Source organism: Pseudomonas sp. LY-1 (genome assembly GCF_053502595.1).
Genome location: NZ_CP094353.1, coordinates 229997 through 254022, shown reverse-complemented (window position 1 = coordinate 254022; position 24026 = coordinate 229997). Strand labels below are relative to the sequence as shown.

The 24026-nt window shown below is 54.0% G+C and carries 17 protein-coding genes; 4 read left to right on the top strand and 13 right to left on the bottom strand.

The window, feature by feature from the left end:
- Positions 1 to 11: 11 nt before the first annotated feature.
- The 3 genes from MOQ67_RS01160 to MOQ67_RS01150 are packed head-to-tail and all read right to left on the bottom strand — an operon-like array spanning position 12 to position 3554.
- Positions 12 to 920: a TniB family NTP-binding protein gene (locus MOQ67_RS01160; protein ID WP_448675790.1), complete on the bottom strand. Its 909-nt coding sequence runs from the start codon at positions 918 to 920 to the stop codon at positions 12 to 14.
- The gene (locus tag MOQ67_RS01155; RefSeq protein ID WP_448675789.1) at positions 917 to 2848 is read right to left on the bottom strand and encodes a Mu transposase C-terminal domain-containing protein; all 1932 of its coding nucleotides are present in this window, start codon (positions 2846 to 2848) and stop codon (positions 917 to 919) included. Before MOQ67_RS01155 ends, MOQ67_RS01160 begins: the two co-directional genes overlap by 4 nt.
- Entirely contained in the window at positions 2838 to 3554 is a 717-nt protein-coding gene (locus MOQ67_RS01150) for a Tn7 transposase TnsA N-terminal domain-containing protein (protein ID WP_240321941.1), read from the bottom strand. Before MOQ67_RS01150 ends, MOQ67_RS01155 begins: the two co-directional genes overlap by 11 nt.
- A 120-nt stretch (positions 3555 to 3674) precedes the next feature.
- Between MOQ67_RS01150 and MOQ67_RS01145 the strand changes: the two genes are divergently transcribed.
- The 3 genes from MOQ67_RS01145 to MOQ67_RS01135 all read left to right on the top strand — a co-directional run bounded on the left by MOQ67_RS01145 (position 3675) and on the right by MOQ67_RS01135 (position 6341).
- Positions 3675 to 4592 (top strand): hypothetical protein, encoded by a 918-nt coding sequence (locus MOQ67_RS01145; RefSeq protein ID WP_448675788.1) that lies wholly within the window; start codon positions 3675 to 3677, stop codon positions 4590 to 4592.
- A 250-nt stretch (positions 4593 to 4842) separates the two neighbouring features.
- Positions 4843 to 5424 carry a hypothetical protein gene (locus tag MOQ67_RS01140; RefSeq protein WP_448675787.1) on the top strand — a complete coding sequence of 194 codons (582 nt, stop codon included), beginning with the start codon at positions 4843 to 4845 and terminating at the stop codon, positions 5422 to 5424.
- A gap of 2 nt (positions 5425 to 5426) precedes the next feature.
- Positions 5427 to 6341, top strand: coding sequence for a DUF4868 domain-containing protein (locus MOQ67_RS01135; RefSeq protein ID WP_448675786.1), 915 nt, complete (start codon positions 5427 to 5429; stop codon positions 6339 to 6341).
- Positions 6342 to 6448: 107 nt separating this feature from the next.
- Here the strand turns inward: MOQ67_RS01135 and MOQ67_RS01130 are convergent, their stop codons facing one another.
- A complete protein-coding gene (locus tag MOQ67_RS01130; protein ID WP_448675785.1) occupies positions 6449 to 6637 on the bottom strand; it encodes a hypothetical protein in 189 nt (62 codons plus the stop codon).
- A 193-nt stretch (positions 6638 to 6830) separates the two neighbouring features.
- Here MOQ67_RS01130 and MOQ67_RS01125 point away from each other — a divergent pair, with 193 nt between their 5' ends.
- Positions 6831 to 7616, top strand: a complete 786-nt coding sequence (locus tag MOQ67_RS01125; RefSeq protein ID WP_448675784.1) for a hypothetical protein — start codon at positions 6831 to 6833, stop codon at positions 7614 to 7616.
- A gap of 165 nt (positions 7617 to 7781) precedes the next feature.
- Here the strand turns inward: MOQ67_RS01125 and MOQ67_RS01120 are convergent, their stop codons facing one another.
- The 9 genes from MOQ67_RS01120 to dnaA form a co-directional block, all read right to left on the bottom strand.
- Positions 7782 to 9833 carry a DUF262 domain-containing protein gene (locus MOQ67_RS01120; protein ID WP_448675783.1) on the bottom strand — a complete coding sequence of 684 codons (2052 nt, stop codon included), beginning with the start codon at positions 9831 to 9833 and terminating at the stop codon, positions 7782 to 7784.
- A gap of 60 nt (positions 9834 to 9893) precedes the next feature.
- Positions 9894 to 10604, bottom strand: a complete 711-nt coding sequence (locus MOQ67_RS01115) for a YgjP family zinc-dependent metalloprotease (protein WP_448675782.1) — start codon at positions 10602 to 10604, stop codon at positions 9894 to 9896.
- A gap of 14 nt (positions 10605 to 10618) precedes the next feature.
- Entirely contained in the window at positions 10619 to 13903 is a 3285-nt protein-coding gene (locus tag MOQ67_RS01110; protein ID WP_448675781.1) for a type I restriction endonuclease subunit R, read from the bottom strand.
- Positions 13904 to 14351: 448 nt separating this feature from the next.
- The gene (locus MOQ67_RS01105; protein ID WP_448675780.1) at positions 14352 to 15698 is read right to left on the bottom strand and encodes a restriction endonuclease subunit S; all 1347 of its coding nucleotides are present in this window, start codon (positions 15696 to 15698) and stop codon (positions 14352 to 14354) included.
- Positions 15695 to 17299 (bottom strand): N-6 DNA methylase, encoded by a 1605-nt coding sequence (locus tag MOQ67_RS01100; protein WP_448675779.1) that lies wholly within the window; start codon positions 17297 to 17299, stop codon positions 15695 to 15697. Before MOQ67_RS01100 ends, MOQ67_RS01105 begins: the two co-directional genes overlap by 4 nt.
- 242 nt (positions 17300 to 17541) lie before the next feature.
- Complete coding sequence (gene gyrB / locus MOQ67_RS01095; protein WP_017848946.1) at positions 17542 to 19959, bottom strand: DNA topoisomerase (ATP-hydrolyzing) subunit B; 2418 nt, start codon at positions 19957 to 19959, stop codon at positions 17542 to 17544.
- Between the two features lie 4 nt (positions 19960 to 19963).
- Complete coding sequence (gene recF / locus MOQ67_RS01090) at positions 19964 to 21067, bottom strand: DNA replication/repair protein RecF (RefSeq protein WP_010565854.1); 1104 nt, start codon at positions 21065 to 21067, stop codon at positions 19964 to 19966.
- A gap of 20 nt (positions 21068 to 21087) precedes the next feature.
- The gene (gene dnaN, locus MOQ67_RS01085) at positions 21088 to 22191 is read right to left on the bottom strand and encodes a DNA polymerase III subunit beta (RefSeq protein WP_017848945.1); all 1104 of its coding nucleotides are present in this window, start codon (positions 22189 to 22191) and stop codon (positions 21088 to 21090) included.
- A 38-nt stretch (positions 22192 to 22229) separates the two neighbouring features.
- Positions 22230 to 23747: a chromosomal replication initiator protein DnaA gene (gene dnaA / locus MOQ67_RS01080; RefSeq protein WP_026140277.1), complete on the bottom strand. Its 1518-nt coding sequence runs from the start codon at positions 23745 to 23747 to the stop codon at positions 22230 to 22232.
- Positions 23748 to 24026 lie beyond the last annotated feature (279 nt).

Below are 24026 nucleotides of genomic sequence, written 5' to 3'. Positions count from 1 at the left end.
GTTTTTTCCCCTTAGATGCGCACGCCGGCTTCTTGCATGACCTTCGCATAAACCAAGGCCATGTGTTCAACCAATACAGGCTGCTGAATGTCGAAGGGATTGAAGTCGATCAGCCGACCCATCACGGCGCGTTGATAGGCCAAAGTAAACGCTTCATAGCCTGCTACCTTGTCGGCTTGCCCAACCAGTTGCACCTCGCCGAAAAGCTTGTGGATCAGCCCATACCGACCTGCAGAGGCCAAGTACATGCGGCGAGCAAACTCCGCATCATTAAACGCAAACGTGTCCCAGCCATTCTCAGACAGGTGCTCCAGTGCGCTGCCCAGCGCGCTGCGGAAATGCTTGTAATCTGTGCCCTGCCATTGATATGGGTAGTATTCGATGGGGCTCAGGGCTCGATCAGCCAATTGTTCATTTTCCTTGAACAGCCCGAGCAGGGTCGGTAGTCCCGCCAGCACGATGCTGGCTCGCGTCTGATCAAAAATCAGCTTGATGAAGTCAGCAGCCGCACGCACTGTCGTGCGTCCACTGCGCTCCAGCATGTGTTGCGTCTCGTCGAAAATGAGCAGCCGCGTCGACTGCTTGTTGACCGCTTTGATGAAGGCATCGGTCGCCAACACATGGTTCCTGAACAGCGCGGTACTCATGCCGATGCTGACCAAACAGGCATCCGGCAAAGCCCGCCCGGTGAGATGTTTGGGACTTACCACATAGATAATTTTGCGGTGTCCCAAAGGTTCATTGGTTGTATGGCTAGCGATGATACTTGCCAACAACTTCGACTTGCCGACGCGGGTGGGCCCGACGATGGGCAGGATCTGTGGATCACCGCTCTCCGTGCGCGCCAAGGCGCATTCAATTTCAGTCTGTACGACGTTAAAACGGTGATGACAGACTAAAGGGTTCATCACTTGGTTCATGGTTGTGCCCTGCGCGGCGCGGGTTCAAAATCATCCTCACTGGAGTCGTCCGCCTTTGGCGATACGAAAGCATCTAGTGGTTGGGAGGTGTACTTTTCGAGCTGGCCTGCTATTTCGGCCTTCTCCGAGACTTTTTCGCGCTCACGCAATGCCTTGTTGTTAGCCTTGATTTTTGGACGCCGCTGGCTGTCAGCCGTGAACTGGGCGAGCATTCGGGCATACACGCGCTGATAGTCGTGTCCATTCATCTCAGCGTTGCCACCCGAATAAGCCTTCTTCAACATCTTGGCCACCACGAATGACACCTCTGGGATACCGACGGTTTTATTGTGAAGTCGGATCAGGCTGCCATCGTCAGGATGCACAGCAAAGATCGTGGTGCAATCTTCGGGGTTGTACAAGATGTCGATAGTGCTGATGGCACGCTCGCGCGCCAATGCGGCCATAGCTTGGCTATGGAATTGAAAGCCTTCAAAGTCGACGCCGTAGTGTTGAAGCTGGCGAGTATCCCTGTTCACCTCAAGAAGCAACTTCTTCAGTTGATCGAGGGAGGGTGGCGGCACTGGCAGGAAATTAGACAAGGCCTCATCCATCGCCATTTTGGGGGTCATGGGCTTGCCATATCGAAAGCCAAGCTTCTGATTTGGACGGTGGATGTAGACGTCGGCAACGAATGTCACGATGTGCCGGTAGATCTCTTCGATTGAGTAACAGGCCTCAGCCTCGGCCTTGGCATGACGTTTTTTGATTCGTTTGTCCTGGCTCTGCTTAGCACCCGGCATTTTGGTGAAAACACCGTCGTCGGCTGCCTTGAAGAATGACTCCACGTGCGGCTTGTCGTCGCCTCGGGCGATCCGTGCGTACTCGATCTGAATCCCCAAGCGCCGTACGATGCCCAAAGATAGGTCGGAGAAATTCTCTGACGCATTGTCGAGAACCACTGTGGAAATGCCGCAAGGCTGCACCCAGTCCGTTACGATGCCGAAACGGTCTTTGAACGCCTGGTCTTTCGGCGCCAGAAAGAACTCGAACACTTTCAACAAGGTGTATTCGCTTGGCTTACCGCCGCTAACATACACGGCGACAGGGTATGAAGCGTGTGCACAAACCATGGCGTACATGGTCAGCTCGGTATAGCGGTTACCGAATTCGTCGCGGCAATACACATCCAATGTTTTAGCGTCGATTTCAACACGCTCAAAGGGCTGCTTCACGTCATAACGCCGGACAGCCTGACGATTCCAAAGATTGAACGTGCGAGGATCAAGGCGCCCCTCTTTCACCAAAGAGCTGGGCAATTTCTGGAGAAGACGACTGATCGTCTTTCGATCAATCTGTTCTTCAGCCCCTGATTCTTGGCAGAGGTCTTTCAACTCTTGATTGATCATCGTCGTCACGGACGACAGATTCACCTTATCGTCTTTCATGAACGTCTGAATCAGGACACGTTCTGCGACCTCCTTTGCTCCGGATTTTTTCGCCCACCCGGAACCGCCCCTGCGACTGAAATTTGGAATAAGTCCTTCGAACCCATGACATTTGAATTTGCGCCGGTAATTCTGGATGCTTTTGTTCGAAGGCCTTTTGTGTTGGTGGAGTAAACAAAATGCATCCACACGCTCATTGCAGGCTTGATCATCCAGAGATTGGGCATCAAGTGATACCAGGAGCTCGATCAGTTTCTGACGAAAGTCGGCTTCCTCTTGCTCGGTTTTAGACCAAGAGCGCTTTGTAGCCTCGACTTTCCGACCAGGCAATGCAATGTCACCAGAGGCGACCTGATTATAAAAGGCTCGAATATCGACAGCGCGCTCAACACCACCCTTCGCCTCGAGAACGATGTCCCCCAACAGTGGCTTGATGGCCTTGATAACGTAGCAGGTGTCTTGCCATACGACAGCTTGCCCTGCCTCTAAATTAGAGTTCATAACGAATCACCTCAAAGGCTTCCAACGAGCCAAATGCAGGCGCAATTTCAAAATCCATCAGCTCGAACTGGTGTATCTCAAGGTCAAATTTGACAACCCCGAGTAGCACCCCCGCTGCGAGCTGGTAGTTCGCCGGTAAGCCTGTATCCAGGATTTGGCGGACAGGGCCTTTGAGGCGGTCGGGAGTAAGTGTTTGCAAAGGAGCGGCCCACTGCGAGAGAGCAGCCGATGCTTGTGTTAAATAGGGTATGAACAGCTGAACATTTCTGAGGTAGTGACCCTTAAAGTCATCTTCAGAAATAACGATGAAGCGCATGCCTTTACTCAGCAGGGCACTTCTCACCAACCTCAGGAACTCAGTTTGCTCCTCCACAAAAAGACGAGGTTTTACTTCCACGACAACCTGTAGCTCGTCCAAGAGGACAGAAAAATCAGGCGTGTAATACATCGTGCCCTGAGGTTTGATCAGGTGCTTCTCTGATAACAGATCACCCGTTGATAAATCGAGAGTGAACGGTTGTGCCCGGTAGGAGCGAACTCGGGGATCCAGCTCGAACACCTGAGCAACGGACTGCTCAAGCCGAGACTCCACTCGGATTTCGACATTGCCATTTTTTGCCGAGCACATGACATATGCCCTGCGCGAACGCCTGACTCGTTTTGCAACGTCTCGGCTGAAAGCATGGCTTTTACTGTCAGACTTCATTGGTACACTTCACCAAATAATTGAGCTGTTAGGTATAGCCCGAGGTCGATAGACTGTCAAGATTTGGTGATGTGTACTCAAAGGACACATCTGGACTACACGGTTAGCTTGGGGATTGAAATGGGTAGGCAGGCTCGCCAACACTGGTACACGCTATACAAAAATGTGCAGGCGCAATTGGATGCCTACCAGGGAAACGACAGCATCAACCTGCTGATCCGAAAACTCGCAGACGAGCAGGGGTACGACGCCAAGGTCGTTTCGCGGATGCTGAAAGCCGGCAATTTCCTGGATCGTATTGCAGGGCCATGTTCCTCTGAACAGGTGGGCTGCGGTTACGCTCACATTGAACAGCTTGAACGACTACACCAGCTCAACAGTGAAGTAGCTTTGTCACTTGTGCAAAGCACGCTCGCTAACCAACAGACTTTGCTCGACCTTCGCAATATTACAGAAGGTCATGCGAAAAGCGTGGGCACGCCCACCACCACCAGTCGCGCCCGCGCTCGCTCCCGAGTCGCCGAGCACGAACGTCGGTGCGGCGAGTTGCTGGAGATATCGGGGCCAGACTTTTTCGGTTATTCCGAAGGAGAAATGATAAAGGTCGTTCATTCTGATTTATTCAATCAGTTCTTCATGATCCAAGTGGATGGGCACCCCAAGGCAGCCATATTTATAAGGGTGGGAGACACTTCGCGAAAAGAGGAGAGAGCTGCCGCAGACTTGCTCAAGTTGGCTAGCTTGGCTCGAACGTATTTTGAAAAAGTATGGTACGTATTTCCTCATGGCTCGTCCCTTGTTCACGAACTCGCTTTTTATGCGCATAGTATGAATTCTTTTAGAAAATGGCTTTTCTTGGGCACCCTCAACGAAGAAGCATCGCTGATTGAGCCATTCCATAATCTAGGAAAAACGGTTGAGCGGGAGCTTTTCGGATGGTCAGACCCATTAGGCTGGGAGGGTTTTAGCCTGCCAAGTAAACGACGCGCAAGTGGCTCATTCCGTCCCGTCAGCAATGAAACCTCCAAAAAAGCCTAATTGTTCGGTCAGCGCGATTACCGATGGGCACCACAGGCAGACTGAAACGGCGACGATATTTTGCAGCCGTCCTGACTTCCACCAAATGGTATGGGCAACTGCCTGCCTTCTGTCACAAATTGCGGGCGTATGGAAGCAGGCCGTGATAGCTTTTAGCCATTCGCTAAAGGGAAATCACTAATGGTGGAGCAAGGAAAAGCTCAAAGTAATTTTGAAGAAGCACTAAGCACCTTAACTGGGAGGTGTTATTTTGCAATTTAGACTGATCTCTGCATTCCTAATATTTATCGGCTCTTATACGCCACTGGCGATAATTCTCGCGATCCAAAATATTCCATTCGACTGGTGGTCTCGCTCTTTTTGCGCGCCTAGAGAACTTGTGGCATTGACCTGTGCGATCAACCCATTTAAAAATCCGATACTAGCAATAGCATTCATTACATTAACAATAAGCTCTGCCGCTTTAGCAAGTGAGCTATTCAAACGAATTAGCTTCCCCCACTGCATTGAAGTAGTTTCCGTTAAAGCAGTGCCCAATGAAATTATCAACTATACATTTCCTTATGTCGTTTCGTTTATGGGCATTAGCTATTCAGAGCCAGAAAAGCTTTTAGGGTTTCTCATATTTCTTTTGTGGATGTTTGCTATCACCTATAAATCTGGACAAATAATCATGAATCCTCTCCTGCTGATTTTCGGTTGGAATCTCTACGAGGCCAATATCAAAATCAATGGTGTGACGCGAGTGGTGAAAATCTTGAAAAAAGATTCTTTCCCGCCAGGGCATTATAAAGCACAAACTATCCAAGATTTCTATATCTGCAAGGAGTAGCCATGAAAGCGCACTTTGACAGTTTTAAAAACTTTAACTATACCGATTCTACCGTCCACCTATGGATATTTAAGAAAAGCACAACAGATCGAAAATTCAACACTGCTTACGTTCAAACAGATGACAAAGTAAATCTCCTTCTTAAAAATGTGCTTATCCGAGAAGCAAATCGTACGACCGAGTTCGCACAATACTCTTACCTTGCTCAAACTAATGAAAATAGTTGTTTAACTGCCCCAGCCCTCGCAACCAATTTTTTGCTACTAAAATCGCAGGTAGATCGCCCCGAGCCTGAGTGCGCGGTAACCTCAGTCGACGAACTAAAGGGTGCTCAAGGTTACGTAGTCAAGTTTTCTCATAATGGGCAGACGATCTATGCTGTAAAGCGCTCGACCGCTTCATGGAAAACGTCATACCCCAAAAAGTTTATCAATATGATTTTCAGTAATGGTGAGCTCTCAGCAGCTGAGGACAATGGTTTCACTATAGAAAAAAACTTTGACTTTTACTGCTCAGCGGACACTTTGCTTATCACCTCTAAGCGCGCATTCGAATCATTAATGCAGTACAAAGAAGCTTACAAACAAGCCTTCACGGTGTTGCAAACTAACGCTGATTTCTCAAATTTATTTTCTGACATCACCCCCCTTGTAGAGTACATCGGGACTAACTCCACGCAATTACGACGCATGGCCACGATTGAGCAAAAATCTCTTTATTCCAATCCTGGCTTTATAAACAGTTTAAAACAGGTTAATACGCTTAGGAACTGGGGAATGAATTTTGATCAAGTCAACGGCAAGATTGTTGTCTGCAACTTAACAGCACCTACAATTCTACAAGTCCTGTTGGATCACCGTCTGATGAGTGAAGTCACGAGTAATATTTACGACGTACCTGATGCCGTACAAATTTAACCCTACGAAAAATCCAGGAGCACCACTTAGTAAATACCAGCCTGCCCGCTGGCGGCGCTAAAATTCGGAGGGCGGAAAACCGACTGGCGCGCCGCTTCCTTATCCTTCTACTTAACGACGAATTGCTTTAGTTGTTCTCGAGAAGCAATGATTTGCTCGCGAAGCTCTTCTGGATCGATGTACATCGCGCCTTCCGGCGTAACGTGCAAGGTTTTAAGTTTGTTCGCGGCATCAATGAACGCCTGTTCACGGCCCTCCCAGTAGGTCATTTGCCGAGGTTTTCTGAACCAGCCCATACTGAGACCCTCCGTGCGATTTCAATCACCGTAGCATTGCCAGCCCTCGGCGACACACCGGTCGTCGATTACTAGGATTCCACCAGTACAGTCGAGTGCTACTCAAGCAGCCTACGGCCCCTGGATAGGAGCCGATTGAAAAGCTGAGCTTGATCAAGAAAATACCGCCGTTCGCGACCACAAGGAGGTGCTGATGTGTAATGCCTGGAATCATCCTAAAAACTGCAGTTGTGGTTGGGGCGGTGATGGACATACGGGGCGATCCATCAATACCTCTAGCGAGCCATCGGGCCCCTGCGGCTGGTTCATTTCACTTACCAATACCTACCACAGCTACGTCAATCCCAACGCCAGCTGCCCAGTGTGCGGGGCGGCGGTATTCTTTTATCAATCGGCTAGGGGTGGCCGAGTTTTCTTCGACGAGCTGGGCCCGCCTTGGCCTAAACATCCCTGCACCGACACTAGCAGCCGACCAGGTAAAGCTCCTGCCACAGGTGAGCCAACCACCTATGCTTGGCAGCGCGCCGGCTGGCAACCGTTCATTATTGAAGCGGTCACAGGCATCGACAAAAGCTACCTCAAGTTGACCGGAACTCGTCAGGGACAGCACCTTTCCCTCTACCTGCGGCGGATCGTGGCACACCATCAACACCATCAGGTGCTGTCCGAGCACAACCTGGCGCAGATTAAAGCCTTAAGCGACGGTCACTTTCTGCTGTCGATTCTGCTCCCGCAGGGCTCGCCAGTCACCCTCGACGTGTACAGCCTGCTTGCTCAAGCGAGAGATGGGCGAAGTACACCGGCTGAGTCGGCGAAACCCATCCCTGCAGATAAGCGAACTACCTCGTTGATTAAGACATCCAGTCCACGCCGGCCCAACGTCCAGCGTGAGCCGAAGAAACCGACTGAGCAGGCTGCAGCGACCACGACCATGGCCTTAGCCTTTCGCAAGGCTCAGGAACGTCAGGGACATTCCTAACCTCCCTACGATTTGAGCTGCGCGTAATTGGCGATTATGGTCAATCAGAGCCCATTCCTGGCCAACTGCTGGCAACCACTTAACCAATGGCGGTTACCAGCATCGTCCCCTGCGCTATACCAGCAACCTAGGTTCTGGTTTCACGTACCAGCGAGAAAGTCATAGTCAGTTCCCTGAGATCGCCGATGCTACCGAAACGGGGGCGGCACAGCCGTCTACAGGTTTCGGCCACACAAGTAATGCTGCTTTCAGTAGGGACTCAGAACGCCTGGCAACGGCATCGTCATCCCAAGCTACGAGCGCTGTCTGATGAAAATAGGTATTCAGCAGCAGGGCGCTTTGACCCAGTCGAGATCGTTTACCCAGAACCGGCTCACAGCCAGCATTATGAGTGTCGGCAAAGGGGCCATTGCTGATTGAGCTGTTCAGCGGCTGGGTAAGCAACGTCAGGTTCCCAAAACCATGAACTACTGCCTCTCTAAGCTGACGCTGTGGCTCGGTCATCTCTGCTATTTGGTATATAGGTAACTTTTCCCAGCTCTGCGGCATCACATGTTCGACAGTCAAGTCAGACTGGACTGGCACATGATTACTGCCTTGCTGAGTGCCACGAGCAGCGTATTCCAGCGCCCGCAGGACGCCGCACGTTTTAACGGGCCGAAGTTCCTTGTAAACCGGACGATGACACCACTTGTCGCTAAACAGGGTGTCATCCGGCCAGACCTCGCTCGGGGCCGTCGCCGCTAAAAGTATTTTGCGCAGGGCTGTATGAGGGGCCTCGACACCCCCCGTCACCGCTTGCAGCACACGCATGAAAAAGCGGTTGTAGCCCTTGGTGGTCAATCCACATACCGCGCGTCGCGTCAGATAGGAGGCCAAGTCGCCGAGGGCCTGTTTCAGCTCAACGCTGTCGGTTCCCAGTTGCTCACGCAGTGCGAGGTAAACCGGGGTGACCGTACCCACGTCCAGTGATTTAACCAAGCGTGCAAACTCAGCTAAGTACCCAGTGCCCTCCGGTGATACCAACTCCTGAAAGTGATGGCTGGACGCAACAAGTCGCGCCAGCTCTACTTCAAGATCGCGTGGCTGCTTTTGCCACCATGCTTTGTATGACTGAAATACATGACTGGCGAGGGTAATTTCCTGGCTACGCAAGGTAGCGAAGTTGTAGAAGAACAAATCAATGCGCGGATAGGTCAAGCGGCCCTGACGCTCCTTTTCTCGCCAGTAGGCATTTGCCGAAACGCCCTTGCCGGTGGTCGCAACAAGATCAAAAGGGCTCCAGTACCGTTCATATAGTTGCGGTACAGGCTTCCCCTGGCGGGCAGCTTCAAGAAAAACGAAATTACGTACCAGGTCAGACGCCAGCAGTGGTTCACCACGCGCATTGAGTGTTTCGAAGATGACCTGAGGGTCATCCTCCACTTCCAGCGTCAGGGTCATGATCTGCACATGATCGGCTAATGCCATATAAAGTGCCTGAGCGCGCTCCGGCCCTAGCGGCGTGTGGGCTTGCAAAGGCGAAACTTCATTACTGCGACGTATATCCGCGATCAGTGTATCGCCGAACGTGGGCTCGGTAGCAGGGTCGACAACATCTGTGAGGTCAATTCCCCGCATGTAGGCAAGACAAGCGTGGTAGAGGTATAAGTAGGTCTGCACCATCAAGGGCCGCTCAATTCGAGTGCGTCCATTACGTACCGGGTATGCCGCTCCGACGTCCTGAATGGAAGTGGTGGTATCACTCAGACGGCGCATCTCGTCTTGTCCAGCTTGGGTTGGCCAGACCTTGTAATGATCTTCTGTCATCTGGTATGGGCCTGGATTACGTACCAAGCCATCGAGCATTTGTGGAATGGGGCTTTCTATCAGTTCACATGCTGCCTGGCGAAAGGCCAGTAGCAGGAGTTGTAAGGTGGTGGAACGCTGCTGGCCATCAATCACCTCGAAGGCTGGCGCTCTGCCGAAACTGTTCGGCACCGGTGTCATCACAATCGACCCTAGAAAGTGCTTCTGTAATGGCCTCAGTGCCGCCGTGGTGCCAGTTGATGTCAGCGATTGTTGCTCCAGTACAGCATCAGCCCGGTCTTGGATGTCAGTCCACAGAGGGCCAACCTGCTTCTCCAAAGTCCATACATAACCCCGTTGAAAAATAGGAATCTGGTACTGATGAGGGGTACTAAATAGGCCGGTAACCGTGGTTTTATTGGGTTGCATCCTAAATCCTTGTCTGTACTGAAAATCGGCATTTCAGTAGTCTTTGGGCCGCTCTGAAGATCAAACCGCATCCCCAAACACCGCCCGCTCCAACACCTGATGATGCCTCTGCCAATCTGGCATATGACTAGCCACCAGCCCCCAGAATGCCTTGGTATGGTTCTTTTCCACTGTATGGCACAGCTCATGGACGATAACGTAGTCCTGCACACAGGCTGGTAGCTCCATCACGCGAGGATGAAACTCCAGAGCGTTGTTCGCATCGCAGCTGGCCCAGCGGCTTTGGAAGTGACGGATACGAGCACCAGTGGCTTGAAGACCCGTTTCTCGCTGCCAGTGACGGACACGTACCAACAGCTTCTCATGAGCACGTTCCCGGTAGAACCGCTCCAGTAACGGCATCAGCTCGTCGGGCTGGATGCTCGTCCCATCTGGGTTTTCAACAATGAAACGCGATGCTGTGAAGGCTAGTCGGGGCTTGAGGATATCCGGCACATGCCTTACCTCGGTGAAGTAAGTACGCCCGCCATAGCGCAGACGGCTGCCCGTCACAAGGGGCTCACTAGCCAGGGGCAAATTCACCTGAGCCAGTTTTTCGCGAATCCAGCGCGCACGACGGAGCACCAACGCTTCTTGCTCAAGTTCATCCACCTGCGGCCCACGCAACAGAACGGAACGCCCCCGCTCTACGGTTACATAGTGCCGCTTGAGGCTGCTATCGAGTTGGAAATGCCACTCGATAGTCGTTTGACCGTAATTCAATACTGGCATTGGTCAGCGTCGCGTTAGTTTTTCAGCAAGATATCCAAGATTCGCTTGGCGTGATCACGCGCCACCGAACGTTCCCAGCCTGCCAGCGGCATCAACAACCCGCGCAGATGGTCTCTAATGTCCGGGTGTAGATCCGGCATTTTTTTCCAGTTGTCGGTGGCGACCGTCCGGCTCAGCTCTCCATCCTCGAACAGTTTGGTCGTTGCCACCCTGGCCGTGTCCTCGGCCAGTAGCGCGGCTAGGTAGTGGTAAACCGCTGAATGTGCGGGTTTGATAAATCCGGTGTTGTCCTTGTTTTGAATACGCTGACTGAACAGCTCCAGTTGCTCCAGAAATTTAGCCTGGGTGATCCGACCCGCCTTTTCTTCTTCCAGCAGCTTTTCCAACTCCTCAGCCAGCTTGTCGAAGAATGCAGGGTCTTTGTCCTTGCCGGTGACAATGGTATGTTTCAGCTGGTTCTTCATCACCAGGGCTCGGCTACCAGGGCTGGCCAGCTGCTTCAGGCGCGCCATGTCGCTGGCATCCAGAATCGACACCTCATGGCCCAACAGGCTCTTGGCCGGACTCGCAGCAATGTACTCATCCAGCAGCTGCTGAAGCAGTACAGACTCCAGCTTGGTGATGCGCTCCTTGTAGGTATTACCTGGCAGCTTGTCCCGCAGCATCAGCCGTATTTCACCTAACAGGGTGAAGTAGGGCTTGAAGGGTACGCCGCGCACATCCGGCAGGATGATGTCCACAGAGCGGTTGAACTGCTTCACCAAGTCCAGGAATTCTTCGACCATGTCCAGTTTGGTGGCAGGATCCAGGAAACGCTCGGCGTCAGTCTTGTACCCCTCACGCTGCGCAACCGGATCATGTTTTTTCGGCAGCAGCTTAAGTATGCGGTCGAGCGTGGCTTGCAGTTTGGGCAGTTCGGTTTCGACACCTTCCCAGACCTGTGAAGGCTTTACTTCGCCGCCGTAAATTTTCAGGGCATGGTCGAGGTGCTCGACCACCCCGTGGTAATCCACGATGTAACCGGCATTCTTGCCGGGCAGGGTGCGGTTCACCCGTGCGATAGCCTGCAACAGGGTGTGTTCCTTGAGCGGTTTGTCGAGGTACATGGTGCCGACAATCGGGGCATCCCACCCAGTCAGGAGCATATCGGAAACGATGATCAGCCCGACGTTGTTCGCCTGCGGCTTACCATCCAACCCACTACTTTCCTCTCCATAAAGCAGGGGGAACAGCTTGCTGACAAAGTTGCCAATCTGCTCGGAGGGCATGGCCACGGGGTTCTTTCCGGCTTTCACTTCGGCCTTGACCCGCTCCTCGATGCTTTGGATCTTGTCGAGGTCGACCTCGTACTCTGATGCCTCTTCCATAGCAGACGCCCCGGTTCGGGAAGCGGTGATGCTGGCCAGGGAAATAACCACCTGGCTGTCAAAGGTCGGCAGCCCTTTGTGTGCCCGTTCGACCATCAGAGCATCGAGCAGATCCTTGTAACCCACTGCCATATCGCGACCGTCACACACTAGCATGGCCTTCAAGCCTTTGGCCTTTACGTTACTGAGGAAGTGCTCGACCAGATGTTCGGCGACCTGTTCCATACGGTTACCGGCCTGACGCCAGCGGCGCAGCAATTCACGCTTAAGCTCGTGCTGGCGGATTTCTGTCTGCTTCGCGAACTGCTCTTTGAACGCGGCATCCAGCTCAGCGTTGGCCGACAACGCCACCCAGGCATCCTGGTATTTGATGGGCAGGGTTGCGCCATCCGCCACCGCTTCATGCAGACGGTATTCGTCGATGTACTCACCACCACCAAACTCACCCAGTGTGTGTTTGTCCTCTTGCAACAGGGGCGTGCCGGTAAAAGCGATGAATTTGGCGTTGGGCAAACTGGCGCGCATAAAGGCCGCGAGAAAGTCGTACTGGCTACGATGAGCTTCATCAACCAGCACATAGAAATTGGACTTGGTGCTTAACACCCGGAAGTGCACCTTCTCCCGGCTAATTTCCTCCCATTTAGCCTTCACCAGCGCGCCGTTCTCATCCACCTCCCGGTGGCGGACATTGCACTCATGCACAATGAAGAAGTCCTTCTCTTCGCGAAGCCGCCTGTGTCGGGTTGCTTGCAGAGCATCGTCTTCCTCGTCAGAAGTGACAGCTGGCTGTTCGCCAGGTTGTTCATTCTCCTGGAACTTCTGCACCGTGCTGGTGAACACACTACCGTAGTCGTTCGACAACATCTTCAGCAAGCCATCAACCGACACGGCCTGAATGGCATTGATGCCCACCGCATGGAAGGTATCGAATATCTGCTTATCGAGGTCTTTGCGGTCTGTCAGTACCAACACGGTTGGGTTGTTCAAACCAGTGCTATCGGCACGCAGCATGCGCGCAAGCAGGGCCATAGTCAGCGACTTGCCGCTACCCTGGGTATGCCAGACGACGCCGCCCGTGGGTTTGGGCGCACATAGACGATCTACCGTCTTGCGCACGGCCCGCCATTGCTGATAGCGCGGTAGCTTCTTCACGGTCTTGCCGTCGCGGGTTTCGAACAGCACAAAATGTGTGATCAGTTGCAGGAAACGGCTCGGCTCGAACAATGCCCACAGCAAGCTTTCCTGCTCACTTGGAGCTTCGCCTAGTAGGGCAGCAACAACAGCAGTCTCCTGCGCCTGCAACCGATAACGAGCGTAATACGCAGGCTTGGTAAGGATCGCACCATACAGCCCTTCACGTCGATTGAGCCCAACGCATACCTGATTTAATACAAACTGGGTTGGGAAGGTGCTTTGGTAACCATCCAACTGTCCGAGGGCTTCCTCCAGACGGTGATGACTGGCTTTGCATTCGATAATGGCCAGCGGCAAGCCATTGACGAACAGCAATAGGTCGGGACGGAAAACTTCCCCATCGGCATTGCGCCCCACGTACTGATCAACCACATGGAAATCGTTGTTGCTGGCATCACAGGCATCGAAGAAACGTACGCTGCGCGGCTTACCTTCGACGTCCTTCACCTGAATATCCGAACGGTGCACCACCTGTTCCCAGAACGCCTTGTTGGCGGGCAACAGCTCATCGTTGACACGTTTACGTAGTTCAATCAGCGCCGCACTGATGCCACCGGGCGCATTCGCCAGCCATGGGTTGAGGATTAGCAATCGGGCCTGCAACACTTCGTCCAATACCGGAGCCAAGTGACGATGCTCAACCTTCACTTTTTTGCCAGGTAAATGGGTGTAGCCCAGCTTGATCAGCCAAATGATGGCAGGCAGCTCAACCCCGATTTTCTCCGGTGACTGACTCATTGTTTACTCCTGTTCCTTGGAGGTTTCCCTCGAATAACTTCGATACCAATCCAGCGTCGGGACATCATCAGCTTGGCATTGTTTACGAATTTCGAACTGCTGGAACTCATGTATCACATGCCGCCAAGTAACCCCATGCTGAACCAGAATCGGTCAGTGGGCTCAGCTTCTTGCTGTTCGGCGTCATCACTCGATCCAGATAAATCTCGGTCAGCATACCCACCAAAGTGCCCATGGTATTTTTATGGGCACAGGCAACCGTCTCCTCAAGATGGTCTGGAGTCGTTCAGGCGGGCCGCTCAGCTGACTATGGCCAGCCATGACCTTGAGCATCCGTTCGTACCACTACAACTGCAACATGCAGCGCAAGAGCTTGCGCTGCACCATGCGCTGGAGATCAGGTACATCATCCGAGAGCTGGGTGGTGGTTTCGTCCATGAATAGAAACTCAGGCTATACCGGTAGGGCTATCGAGCTTGACCCCCCATTCGCCGGTTAGTAGCTTTTGCATCAGGCCGCGTTTAACCGCTTGAAAACTGGATTGTTTTCTCTTAAGGATGTTCAGCTTGCTATCCACCTCACAGAGTATGGAAGCAATTTTTTCCTGCTCCCCAACTGAAGGCAGAACAACCGGGAGCTGTACCAAGCGTTTTTGCTGGATGCCTTTTGCCGTAGTACCCGTTGAATTAACATCGAGGATTGAAGTGAAAATGCTGCTACGCAGATACTGGAAAAGATACTTATAGGTGACGCTCTCATTGGGGCGTAGCAAAATGACGCGCTGACTCAAAATGTATTTCCTATCATCCGGAATTACCGCAACATTTCCAAGCGGTGCTTCCATCGTGAAAACCAAGTCATTTTTCTTTGTATTCCCCTGCACCATCCAAGCCGCGTAAAGCTCTTCAGAACCCAGATAGCATTCCCTGTCAAAATCGATGTAACCCATACGAACATTATTGGCTGAAAGGGCAGGAATTTCTCCTCCGCCCCAGTCCATACCAAGCTTCTTGGGTGTACGTCCACGGAAGTCCATTAGCTTCTGAATGCGTTCGCCAAGGGGGACTACGTTCCACCCTACTGGGATCTCTCCTAGCTCACTCTCCTTGAACTCGGCATGCGCTACCCATCGTCCAGTTGCGTCTTGGCTGCCAACACCGCGACTGAATAAGGTTTGCATCAGGCCCAGCTTAAGACTCCGAGTAGTCGTAATCTGGCGGGAAATCACGTCCAGTTTCTCGTCTACGGTCGTGAGGATAGCAGCAATTTTTTTTTGTTCAGGGAGCGGGGGGAGTGCAATAGGTGTTTCACGAACCTGCTGCAAACTGATTTGAGGATACGCCTGGCCCGTTAAGATGGCACGGTAGTGAGTCACGTATCCATCGTGCTTCAAGCAATGATATACATAATCAATGCTTACTTTGGTTTCATCCTGAATCCGGATTCGCGCTATGTGTTGATTGATGTTTGCTGATGGAAAACTTATCGGCGCACGTGCGACTCGACCAATGTTCCCAGTGATGGTCATCAGTAAGTCGCCAGGTTTTATCTCGGAGCGCTTCATTACCCGATGAGCCTCAACCGGAATGAAATTCATTCCCTTTGCGTTGAAGTCGTCATCAGTCACGCACTCGCTGCGGAAGAATGGGACTCCACTTTCTTCATCAACCCAGTCAAATCCATACGTGGTTGGTGTCCCACCCTTCGTGATGAAGTTCGAAACTTCCTCAAGCTTCTGAATGCGCCAGTATTGAGGAACAGATCCAACTACGGTTTCGATGTATTCGTCTTTCATTTGGCAAATCCCAACTCCGCCAAATAGCCGTTCAGACGCGCATCAATCTGCGCTTCCTCATCGGCCAGTTTGGCCAATTCCGCCAAGATTTCTACCACATCCACGGTTTCCTCGATCTGGCCATTATCTATATAGCGAGCAATGTTGAGGTTGCCATCATTGCTGCGAACTTCCTCCAGTGGCACCACTCTGCAGTAGTTTTCCACTTCGGCCTGGCTCTCAAACGCCGCCTTATGGGTACTGACAATGCGGCTGATGTCCTCAGCGCGCAAATTGTTCTGAGCCTTGCCTTCGAGGTATTCGCGGCTGGCATCTATGATGATGACTTTGCCCTTCAGGTCTTGCGGCTTGTGTTTGTTCAGAACAAGCACACAAGCAGGGATGCCCGTGTTGTAGAAGAGGGCAGAGGGCAGGCCAATGATCGCCTCGATCAGATCACCTGGCTGGTTACCGCTGGCCGCATCGGTGCCGAACAGCAGTCCTCGGCGAATCTTGCCTTCCTCACCGCTGCGGAAAAGTACCCCGTGAGGCAGGATGATCCCCATGCGGCCATCAGCCTTAAGGCTGGCCAGCATATGCTGGGCAAAAGCGAGGTCGGCATACCCCCTTGGCGGAATACCATACACCAACCGACCGTAAGGATCGCTGACCTGTTTATAATTAGGCGCTCTAGGCTTCTTGTCGGTGTCCTGTTCGCTCTCGTTGCTCAGTTCCAATGGAGTCCACCAGGACTTGGCCGAGAACGGCGGGTTGGCAATAACCCGGTCGAAGGTCTTGAGGTAATCGCCATTGAGATGCTTAGGCTCAACCAGAGTGTCGCCGCGTTCGATCTCTGCGCGCATGTTGTGCAGGTAAAGGTTCAGCTTAGCTATAGCCCAGGTACCTAGATTCTTTTCCTGTCCATACAACAGTACATTTGGCTTGCCGCCCATCAAGGTTCCGTTGGGTAGCTTCGCAATGTGGTGAGCGCTTTCCACCAACATACCACCGCTGCCACAAGTAGGGTCGTACACGCTGTGGCCAGGCTGCGGGTTGATCAGCTCAACTACCAGATGCACCACTGCTTTGGGCGTATAGAACTCACCGCCTTTTTTACCTGCATCATCTGCAAACTGCTTGATCAGGTATTCGTAGGCGTCACCAAGCATGTCCGCCTTGTACAGGTCGGCATTGCCCAGTTTGTACTGGTTAAAGTGGCGTAACAGTCGCTGCAAGGTGGCATCGGACAGCACGCGCTTGTCGCCATACTGGGTAGCCGTCAGCACGTGTTGCAGTTCTGGATTGTTGGCCTCGATGGTAGCAAAAGCCTTATCCAGCACTTCACCAATGTTTTCCGTATGCGAGATCAGCTCAAACCATCGGGCACTGATCGGGAAATTACCCCATTTGTCCTCGATTTCTTCCTGAGCATCACCGAAGCTCAGGCCTTCATCAGCCATCAACTGCCGAATACGTTCCTCGAACACGTCGTTGTAACGCTTCAGGAATAGCAGGCCGAAGATGTAGTTCTTGAAGTCGGAGGAGTCAATGGAGCCGCGCAAAATGTTAGCGGACTCCCAGAGCCAGGACTCCAGCGTTTCGAGTGAAAGCTTGTCAGCCATGAGTAAATCAGTCCTGTTGGATGCATGTTGTTCCAACCCATAGCAGTGAGTGCATGGTGAACGAACAACCCTGAAAATTGAGCTGGCTAGATTGTACAAGCCCCGCCATCTGGAACCCAATAATTCCCCCTCTTTAAGGACTAAACCCCAGAAGACCTTTCGGTCAACCGGGGTTTAGCCAGCAGGGCAGTGGGGAATTAACTTTGACCAAAGTGGAAAATAACTTTTCCCACCTACACTGATCAGAAATCCAGGTTAGACACCGCCAAAGCATTACTCTCGATGAAGTCACGGCGAGGCTCGACCGCATCACCCATCAGGGTGTTGAAGATCTGGTCTGCGCCAATGGCGTCTTCGATGGTCACGCGCAGCATACGGCGCTGAGCGGGGTCCATGGTGGTTTCCCACAGTTGATCCGGGTTCATCTCGCCCAGACCTTTGTAGCGCTGGATGGTGTGACGCTTGGTGCTTTCGGCCATCAGCCAGTCAAGGGCTTCCTTGAATTCCCTGACCTGCTTCTTGCGTTCGCCACGTTGGATATAAGCGCCATCGTCCAGCAGGGTGCTCAGTTGTGCGCCCAGGGTGACCACGGTTTTGTAGTCGTTGCTGCCGAAGAAGTCGCGGTTGAAGGTGACGTAGTTGGACAGGCCGTGGGAGATCAATTCGACCTCGGGCAGCCACACGTTACGTTCACGGTCTTCGCGCAGGCTGGCTTTGTACACCAGGCCGGATTTCTCGACGGTGCGCAGACGCACTTCGTACTGGGCCAGCCAATCCTGCATCGCTGCGTGATCGCCCAACTGCTCCAGGCTAACGGCCGGCAAGTAGATGAAGTGCTCGGTCAGCTCCTGAGGGTACAGGCGCGACAGACGCTTGAGCGTCTTCATGACCATGCGGAAGTCGTTGACCAGACGCTCCAGCGCCTCACCGGAAATGCCCGGTGCTTCTTCGTTCAAGTGCAGGCTGGCGTCTTCCAGGGCCGACTGCGTCATGTACTCTTCCATGGCGTCGTCGTCTTTGATGTATTGCTCTTGCTTGCCCTTTTTGACTTTGTACAACGGCGGCTGGGCGATGTAGATGTAGCCGCGCTCGATCAGCTCCGGCAACTGACGGAAGAAGAAGGTCAGCAGCAGGGTACGGATGTGCGAACCGTCGACGTCAGCATCGGTCATGATGATGATGTTGTGATAGCGCAGCTTGTCGATGTTGTACTCGTCGCGGCCGATACCGCAGCCCAATGCCGTGATCAAGGTGCCGACTTCCTGGGAGGAAATCATCTTGTCGAAGCGTGCTTTCTCGACGTTGAGGATCTTACCCTTCAACGGCAGGATGGCCTGGGTGCGACGGTTACGGCCCTGCTTGGCGGAACCGCCAGCAGAGTCACCTTCCACCAGGTACAGCTCGGAGAGGGCAGGGTCCTTCTCCTGGCAGTCAGCCAGTTTGCCCGGCAGGCCGGCGATGTCCAGCGCGCCTTTGCGGCGGGTCATCTCACGGGCTTTACGCGCGGCTTCACGGGCACGCGCTGCGTCGATCATCTTGCCGACAACCAGCTTGGCTTCGTTCGGGTTTTCCAGCAGGAAGTCGGAGAAGTACTTGCCCATCTCCTGTTCCACGGCGGTCTTCACTTCGGAAGACACCAGCTTGTCTTTGGTCTGGGAGCTGAACTTAGGGTCCGGTACTTTCACCGAAATAATCGCAGTCAGACCTTCACGCGCATCGTCACCGGTGGTGGCAACTTTGTGCTTCTTGGCCAGGCCTTCGGCTTCGATGTAGGTGTTCAGGTTACGCGTCAGTGCGGAACGGAAACCCACCAGGTGAGTACCGCCGTCGCGCTGCGGAATGTTGTTGGTGAAGCACAACAGGTTCTCGTTGAAGCTGTCGTTCCACTGCAGGGCGATTTCCACGCCGATGCCGTCTTCACGCTGGACGTTGAAGTGGAACACCTGGTTGACCGGAGTCTTGTTGGTGTTCAGGTATTCAACGAACGCACGCAGGCCGCCTTCGTACTTGAACAGCTCTTCCTTGCCGCTGCGCTCATCCTTGAGGACGATGCCGACACCGGAGTTGAGGAAGGACAGTTCACGAATCCGCTTGGCCAGGATGTCCCAGCTGAAGTGGATGTTCTTGAAGGTTTCGTCAGAAGGACGGAAGTGAATCTGGGTACCGGTAGTTTCGCTTTCGCCAACAACCTTCATCGGTTCCTGCGGAACACCGTGAACGTAGGTCTGCTCCCAAATCTTGCCGCTGCGACGCACGGTCAGCACCAGCAGTTCGGAGAGGGCGTTTACTACGGAAACACCTACGCCGTGCAAACCACCGGATACTTTGTACGAGTTGTCGTCGAACTTACCGCCAGCGTGGAGCACGGTCATGATGACCTCTGCCGCCGAAACGCCTTCTTCTTTATGCACGTCTACCGGAATGCCACGACCGTTGTCGCGCACGGTGATGGACTCATCCGGGTGAATGATAATGCTGATGTCGTCGCAGTGACCGGCGAGAGCTTCGTCGATGGAGTTGTCGACCACCTCGAACACCATGTGGTGCAGACCGCTACCATCATCGGTGTCGCCAATGTACATACCGGGACGTTTGCGTACGGCATCCAAACCTTTCAGCACTTTAATGCTGGTCGAGTCGTACGTGTTTTCTTCGCTCATGCCTTCACTCCCGATGGTCGTGGGTCTGGGTGATACGGCCTTGTTCCACGTGGAACAAAGCGACTGGCGTTTCCGTCTGCCAGCCTTCCCTCAATAATTCGTGGTCTACACAGGTGATAAACACCTGGCAGCGTAAGTCTTCCAACAAGCGGCATAACGCTCGGCGGTGTTGCTCGTCGAGTTCTGACGGCAAATCATCCACCAGATAAATACATTGACCGCGCCGGGCCTGGCTAACCAAATGCCCTTGGGCGATACGCAATGCACATACCACCAGCTTCTGCTGGCCGCGGGACAAGATATCCGCGGCATTATGTGCGCCTAACCTAAGACGCAAATCAGCGCGCTGGGGGCCGGCCTGGGTGTGGCCGATTTGCTGATCCCGCTGCAAGGACGTGGCGAGCACTGCACTCAGTTCACGCTCTTTGTCCCAACCGCGGTAGTAGCTCAGCGTCAGCCCTTCGAGGTCCAACAGCTCACTCAAGGTCTGCTCAAAGACTGGTTTCAAGGCTTTGATATAGGCGCGGCGGTATTCATCTATTTCGTCGCTGGCCAGGCACAGTTCCCGGTCCCAGGCTGCTTGCGACGCGGCGTCAAGTGTACCATGCCGCAGCCATGAGTTCCGCTGCCGCAAGGCCTTCTGCAGGCGCTGCCAAGTGGCCATGAAGCGCGGTTCCACGTGGAACACTCCCCAATCGAGGAACTGCCGGCGGATTTTCGGCGCGCCTTCGAGCAAACGGAAACTGTCGGGGTTGATCAGTTGCAGCGGCAGGATTTCCGCCAACTGCGCCGCGCTGCGAGCATTTTGCCCGTCGATGCGGATCTGAAACTCGCCCCCGCGATCACGGGATATCCCCAGGCTGCTATGGCCGCCTTCAGCCAACTCGACCTGGCCAAACACCGTACACGCCAGTTGTTCGTACTGAATCACCGGCAACAGGCGGGCACTGCGGAAAGACCGGGCAAGCCCCAACAAATGGATGGCTTCCAGCACGCTGGTTTTGCCACTGCCGTTGGCGCCATGGAGGATATTTATGCGGGGGGAGGGGGAGAAGGTCACCGGGTGCAGATTGCGCACCGCGGTGACCGAGACGCGACTGAGGGACATCTAGCTTCTGCTGAGCATGATTACAGACGCATCGGCATAACAACGTAAGCCGAGTCATCGTTGTCGGATTCTTGCACCAGCGCACTGCTGTTGGAGTCGGACAGAATCAGGCGAACCTGTTCGGTGGTCATCACACCCAGCACGTCGAGCAAGTAGCTCACGTTGAAGCCGATTTCCAGCGAACCGCCGTTGTAGTCGACGCCCACTTCTTCTTCCGCTTCTTCCTGTTCCGGGTTGTTGGCCTGGATCTTCAGTTGGCCGTTGGCCAATTGCAGGCGAATACCCCGGTACTTTTCGTTGGACAGAATCGCAGTACGGCTGAACGCCTCACGCAGGGCCTGACGATCACCGACCACCAGCTTGTCGCCACCCTTGGGCAGTACACGCTCGTAATCCGGGAACTTGCCGTCAACCAGCTTGGAGGTGAAGGTGAACTCGCCGGTGGTGGCGCGGATGTGATGCTGGCCCAGGACGATGCTGACAATACCGTCCGGCTCGGTGAGCAGACGCGCCAGTTCAAGGATACCTTTGCGCGGCACGATCACCTGATGACGGTCCGGCTGACCGATATCGGCCTTCATCGAACACATGGCCAGGCGGTGACCGTCGGTGGCCACGGCGCGAATAATGCCTTCCGACACTTCCAGCAACATACCGTTGAGGTAATAGCGCACGTCCTGCTGGGCCATGGCGAAGCTAGTGCGCTCGATCAAACGACGCAGTTTGCTTTGCTCCAGGCTGCAGGTCAGCGAACCCGGGCCTTCTTCCACAGTCGGGAAGTCATTGGCCGGCAACGTCGACAAGGTGAAGCGACTGCGGCCGGCCTTGACCACCAGCTTCTGCTCATCGACCTTGATGTCGATCAGCGCGTCGTTGGGCAAGCTTTTGCAGATATCCATCAGCTTGCGCGCGGGCACGGTGATCTCGCCAGGTTCAGCGGGCTCTTCCAGCTGAACGCGACCCACCAGTTCGACTTCCAGGTCGGTGCCGGTCAAGGACAATTGCTGGCCCTCGACAACCAGCAATACGTTGGAAAGCACCGGCAAGGTCTGTCGGCGCTCGACGACGCCTGCGACCAGTTGCAGGGGTTTCAACAGGGCTTCGCGTTGAATGGTGAAGTGCATGGTCTAGTCCCTTGCCTTAATAAGCTGCGCTGGTGTCATCAAGTAGTCAGTGTACGCAGCAGGTTCTTGTAGTCCTCGCGAATATCCGCGTCGGATTCCTTAAGCTCGTTGATCTTGCGGCATGCGTGCAAGACCGTGGTGTGGTCGCGACCACCGAAGACATCGCCGATTTCCGGCAGGCTGTGGTTGGTCAACTCTTTGGAGAGTGCCATGGCCACCTGACGCGGACGTGCCACCGAGCGCGAACGGCGCTTGGACAGCAGATCGGAAATCTTGATCTTGTAGTACTCGGCCACGGTGCGTTGGATGTTATCCACACTTACCAGTTTGTCCTGCAGAGCCAGCAGGTCTTTCAGGGATTCGCGAATCAGCTCGATGGTGATGTCGCGGCCCATGAAGTGCGAGTGCGCGATGACCCGCTTGAGCGCGCCTTCCAGCTCACGCACGTTGGAGCGAATGCGTTGGGCGATGAAGAACGCGGCGTCGTGGGGCAGATCGACTTTGGCCTGATCGGCCTTTTTCATCAGGATCGCCACGCGGGTTTCCAGCTCCGGTGGCTCGACCGCCACGGTCAGGCCCCAGCCGAAGCGCGACTTCAAGCGTTCTTCCAGGCCTTCGATTTCCTTCGGGTAGCGGTCGCTGGTCAAGATGACCTGCTGGCCGCCTTCGAGCAGGGCGTTGAAGGTGTGGAAAAACTCTTCCTGGGAACGTTCCTTGCGCGCGAAGAATTGAATGTCATCGATCAGCAAGGCATCCACGGAACGGTAGAACCGCTTGAACTCGTTGATAGCGTTGAGCTGCAGGGCCTTGACCATGTCAGCCACGAAGCGCTCCGAGTGCAGGTACACGACCTTGGCATTCGGGTTCTTTTTTAATAGATGGTTACCCACCGCGTGCATCAAGTGCGTCTTACCCAGGCCAACGCCACCATAAAGGAACAGCGGGTTGTAACCGTGCTTGGGGTTGTCGGCGACTTGCCAGGCGGCCGCGCGGGCCAGCTGGTTGGATTTACCCTCGACGAAGTTCTCAAAGGTAAAGGTGCGGTTCAGGTAGCTGGTGTGCTTGAGCGCGCCTTCGACCTGCACGGTGCGCTGCTCGGCGCGAACCGGTGCTTGCTGGGAACTGGCACCCGCCATCGGATCGAAGCTGTCGCGGGACGGCTCTTCATTGGCCGGCGCGTTTTTCTGGGCCGACGATTTCGAAGGCGTCGGCGCGGGAGCCGGCGCGTGGTTGACCGGAGCCGTCACCGCCTGGGCTTGCGACGCGGCAGCCGCCAATGGCGCATTCGGCGCAGCGCGAGGCGCGGAGCTACGTTTGCTGCCTATTAATAAGGAGAGCACGGGCGCGAGGCCGTTGCCATGTTCATCGAGCAATTCGAGAACGCGGCTCAGGTACTTCTCGTTGACCCAGTCGAGAACAAAACGGTTGGGTGCGTAGACGCGCAACTCGTCGCCTTCGGCTTCGACCTGTAGCGGACGGATCCAGGTGTTGAATTGCTGGGCAGGCAGCTCATCGCGCAAAAGCTCTACGCACTGCTGCCAAAGTTCCACTGACACGGATATCCCCTAAGTTGAAAGCCGGTGAGGCAAAAACAGCCGCCATTGTAGCGGTCGGCCGCCCACTTATCCACATGTAGGTTGCGCACAGGCCAGCCAAAATCAACGCCTTAACGTGAATAAAGGCGACCAATGGTCTGTGCATAAGCTCTGTGGATAAGCGCCCCTGAGCTCGTTGCACAAGTGGGGTCGAAAGTCTGTGGGTAACTGGCCTGTGGATAACAACCCATTCCACCCACAGCTTATCCGACAGCGCAGCACAGGCAGAGCACCGTTTCT

Coding starts and splice junctions, on each gene's coding strand:
- MOQ67_RS01160 (WP_448675790.1), bottom strand. CDS start 920: ATGAACCAAGTGATGAACCCTTTAGTCTGTCATCACCGTTTTAACGTC.
- MOQ67_RS01155 (WP_448675789.1), bottom strand. CDS start 2,848: ATGAACTCTAATTTAGAGGCAGGGCAAGCTGTCGTATGGCAAGACACC.
- MOQ67_RS01150 (WP_240321941.1), bottom strand. CDS start 3,554: ATGAAGTCTGACAGTAAAAGCCATGCTTTCAGCCGAGACGTTGCAAAA.
- MOQ67_RS01145 (WP_448675788.1), top strand. CDS start 3,675: ATGGGTAGGCAGGCTCGCCAACACTGGTACACGCTATACAAAAATGTG.
- MOQ67_RS01135 (WP_448675786.1), top strand. CDS start 5,427: ATGAAAGCGCACTTTGACAGTTTTAAAAACTTTAACTATACCGATTCT.
- MOQ67_RS01130 (WP_448675785.1), bottom strand. CDS start 6,637: ATGGGCTGGTTCAGAAAACCTCGGCAAATGACCTACTGGGAGGGCCGT.
- MOQ67_RS01125 (WP_448675784.1), top strand. CDS start 6,831: ATGTGTAATGCCTGGAATCATCCTAAAAACTGCAGTTGTGGTTGGGGC.
- MOQ67_RS01120 (WP_448675783.1), bottom strand. CDS start 9,833: ATGCAACCCAATAAAACCACGGTTACCGGCCTATTTAGTACCCCTCAT.
- MOQ67_RS01115 (WP_448675782.1), bottom strand. CDS start 10,604: ATGCCAGTATTGAATTACGGTCAAACGACTATCGAGTGGCATTTCCAA.
- MOQ67_RS01110 (WP_448675781.1), bottom strand. CDS start 13,903: ATGAGTCAGTCACCGGAGAAAATCGGGGTTGAGCTGCCTGCCATCATT.
- MOQ67_RS01105 (WP_448675780.1), bottom strand. CDS start 15,698: ATGAAAGACGAATACATCGAAACCGTAGTTGGATCTGTTCCTCAATAC.
- MOQ67_RS01100 (WP_448675779.1), bottom strand. CDS start 17,299: ATGGCTGACAAGCTTTCACTCGAAACGCTGGAGTCCTGGCTCTGGGAG.
- gyrB (WP_017848946.1), bottom strand. CDS start 19,959: ATGAGCGAAGAAAACACGTACGACTCGACCAGCATTAAAGTGCTGAAA.
- recF (WP_010565854.1), bottom strand. CDS start 21,067: ATGTCCCTCAGTCGCGTCTCGGTCACCGCGGTGCGCAATCTGCACCCG.
- dnaN (WP_017848945.1), bottom strand. CDS start 22,191: ATGCACTTCACCATTCAACGCGAAGCCCTGTTGAAACCCCTGCAACTG.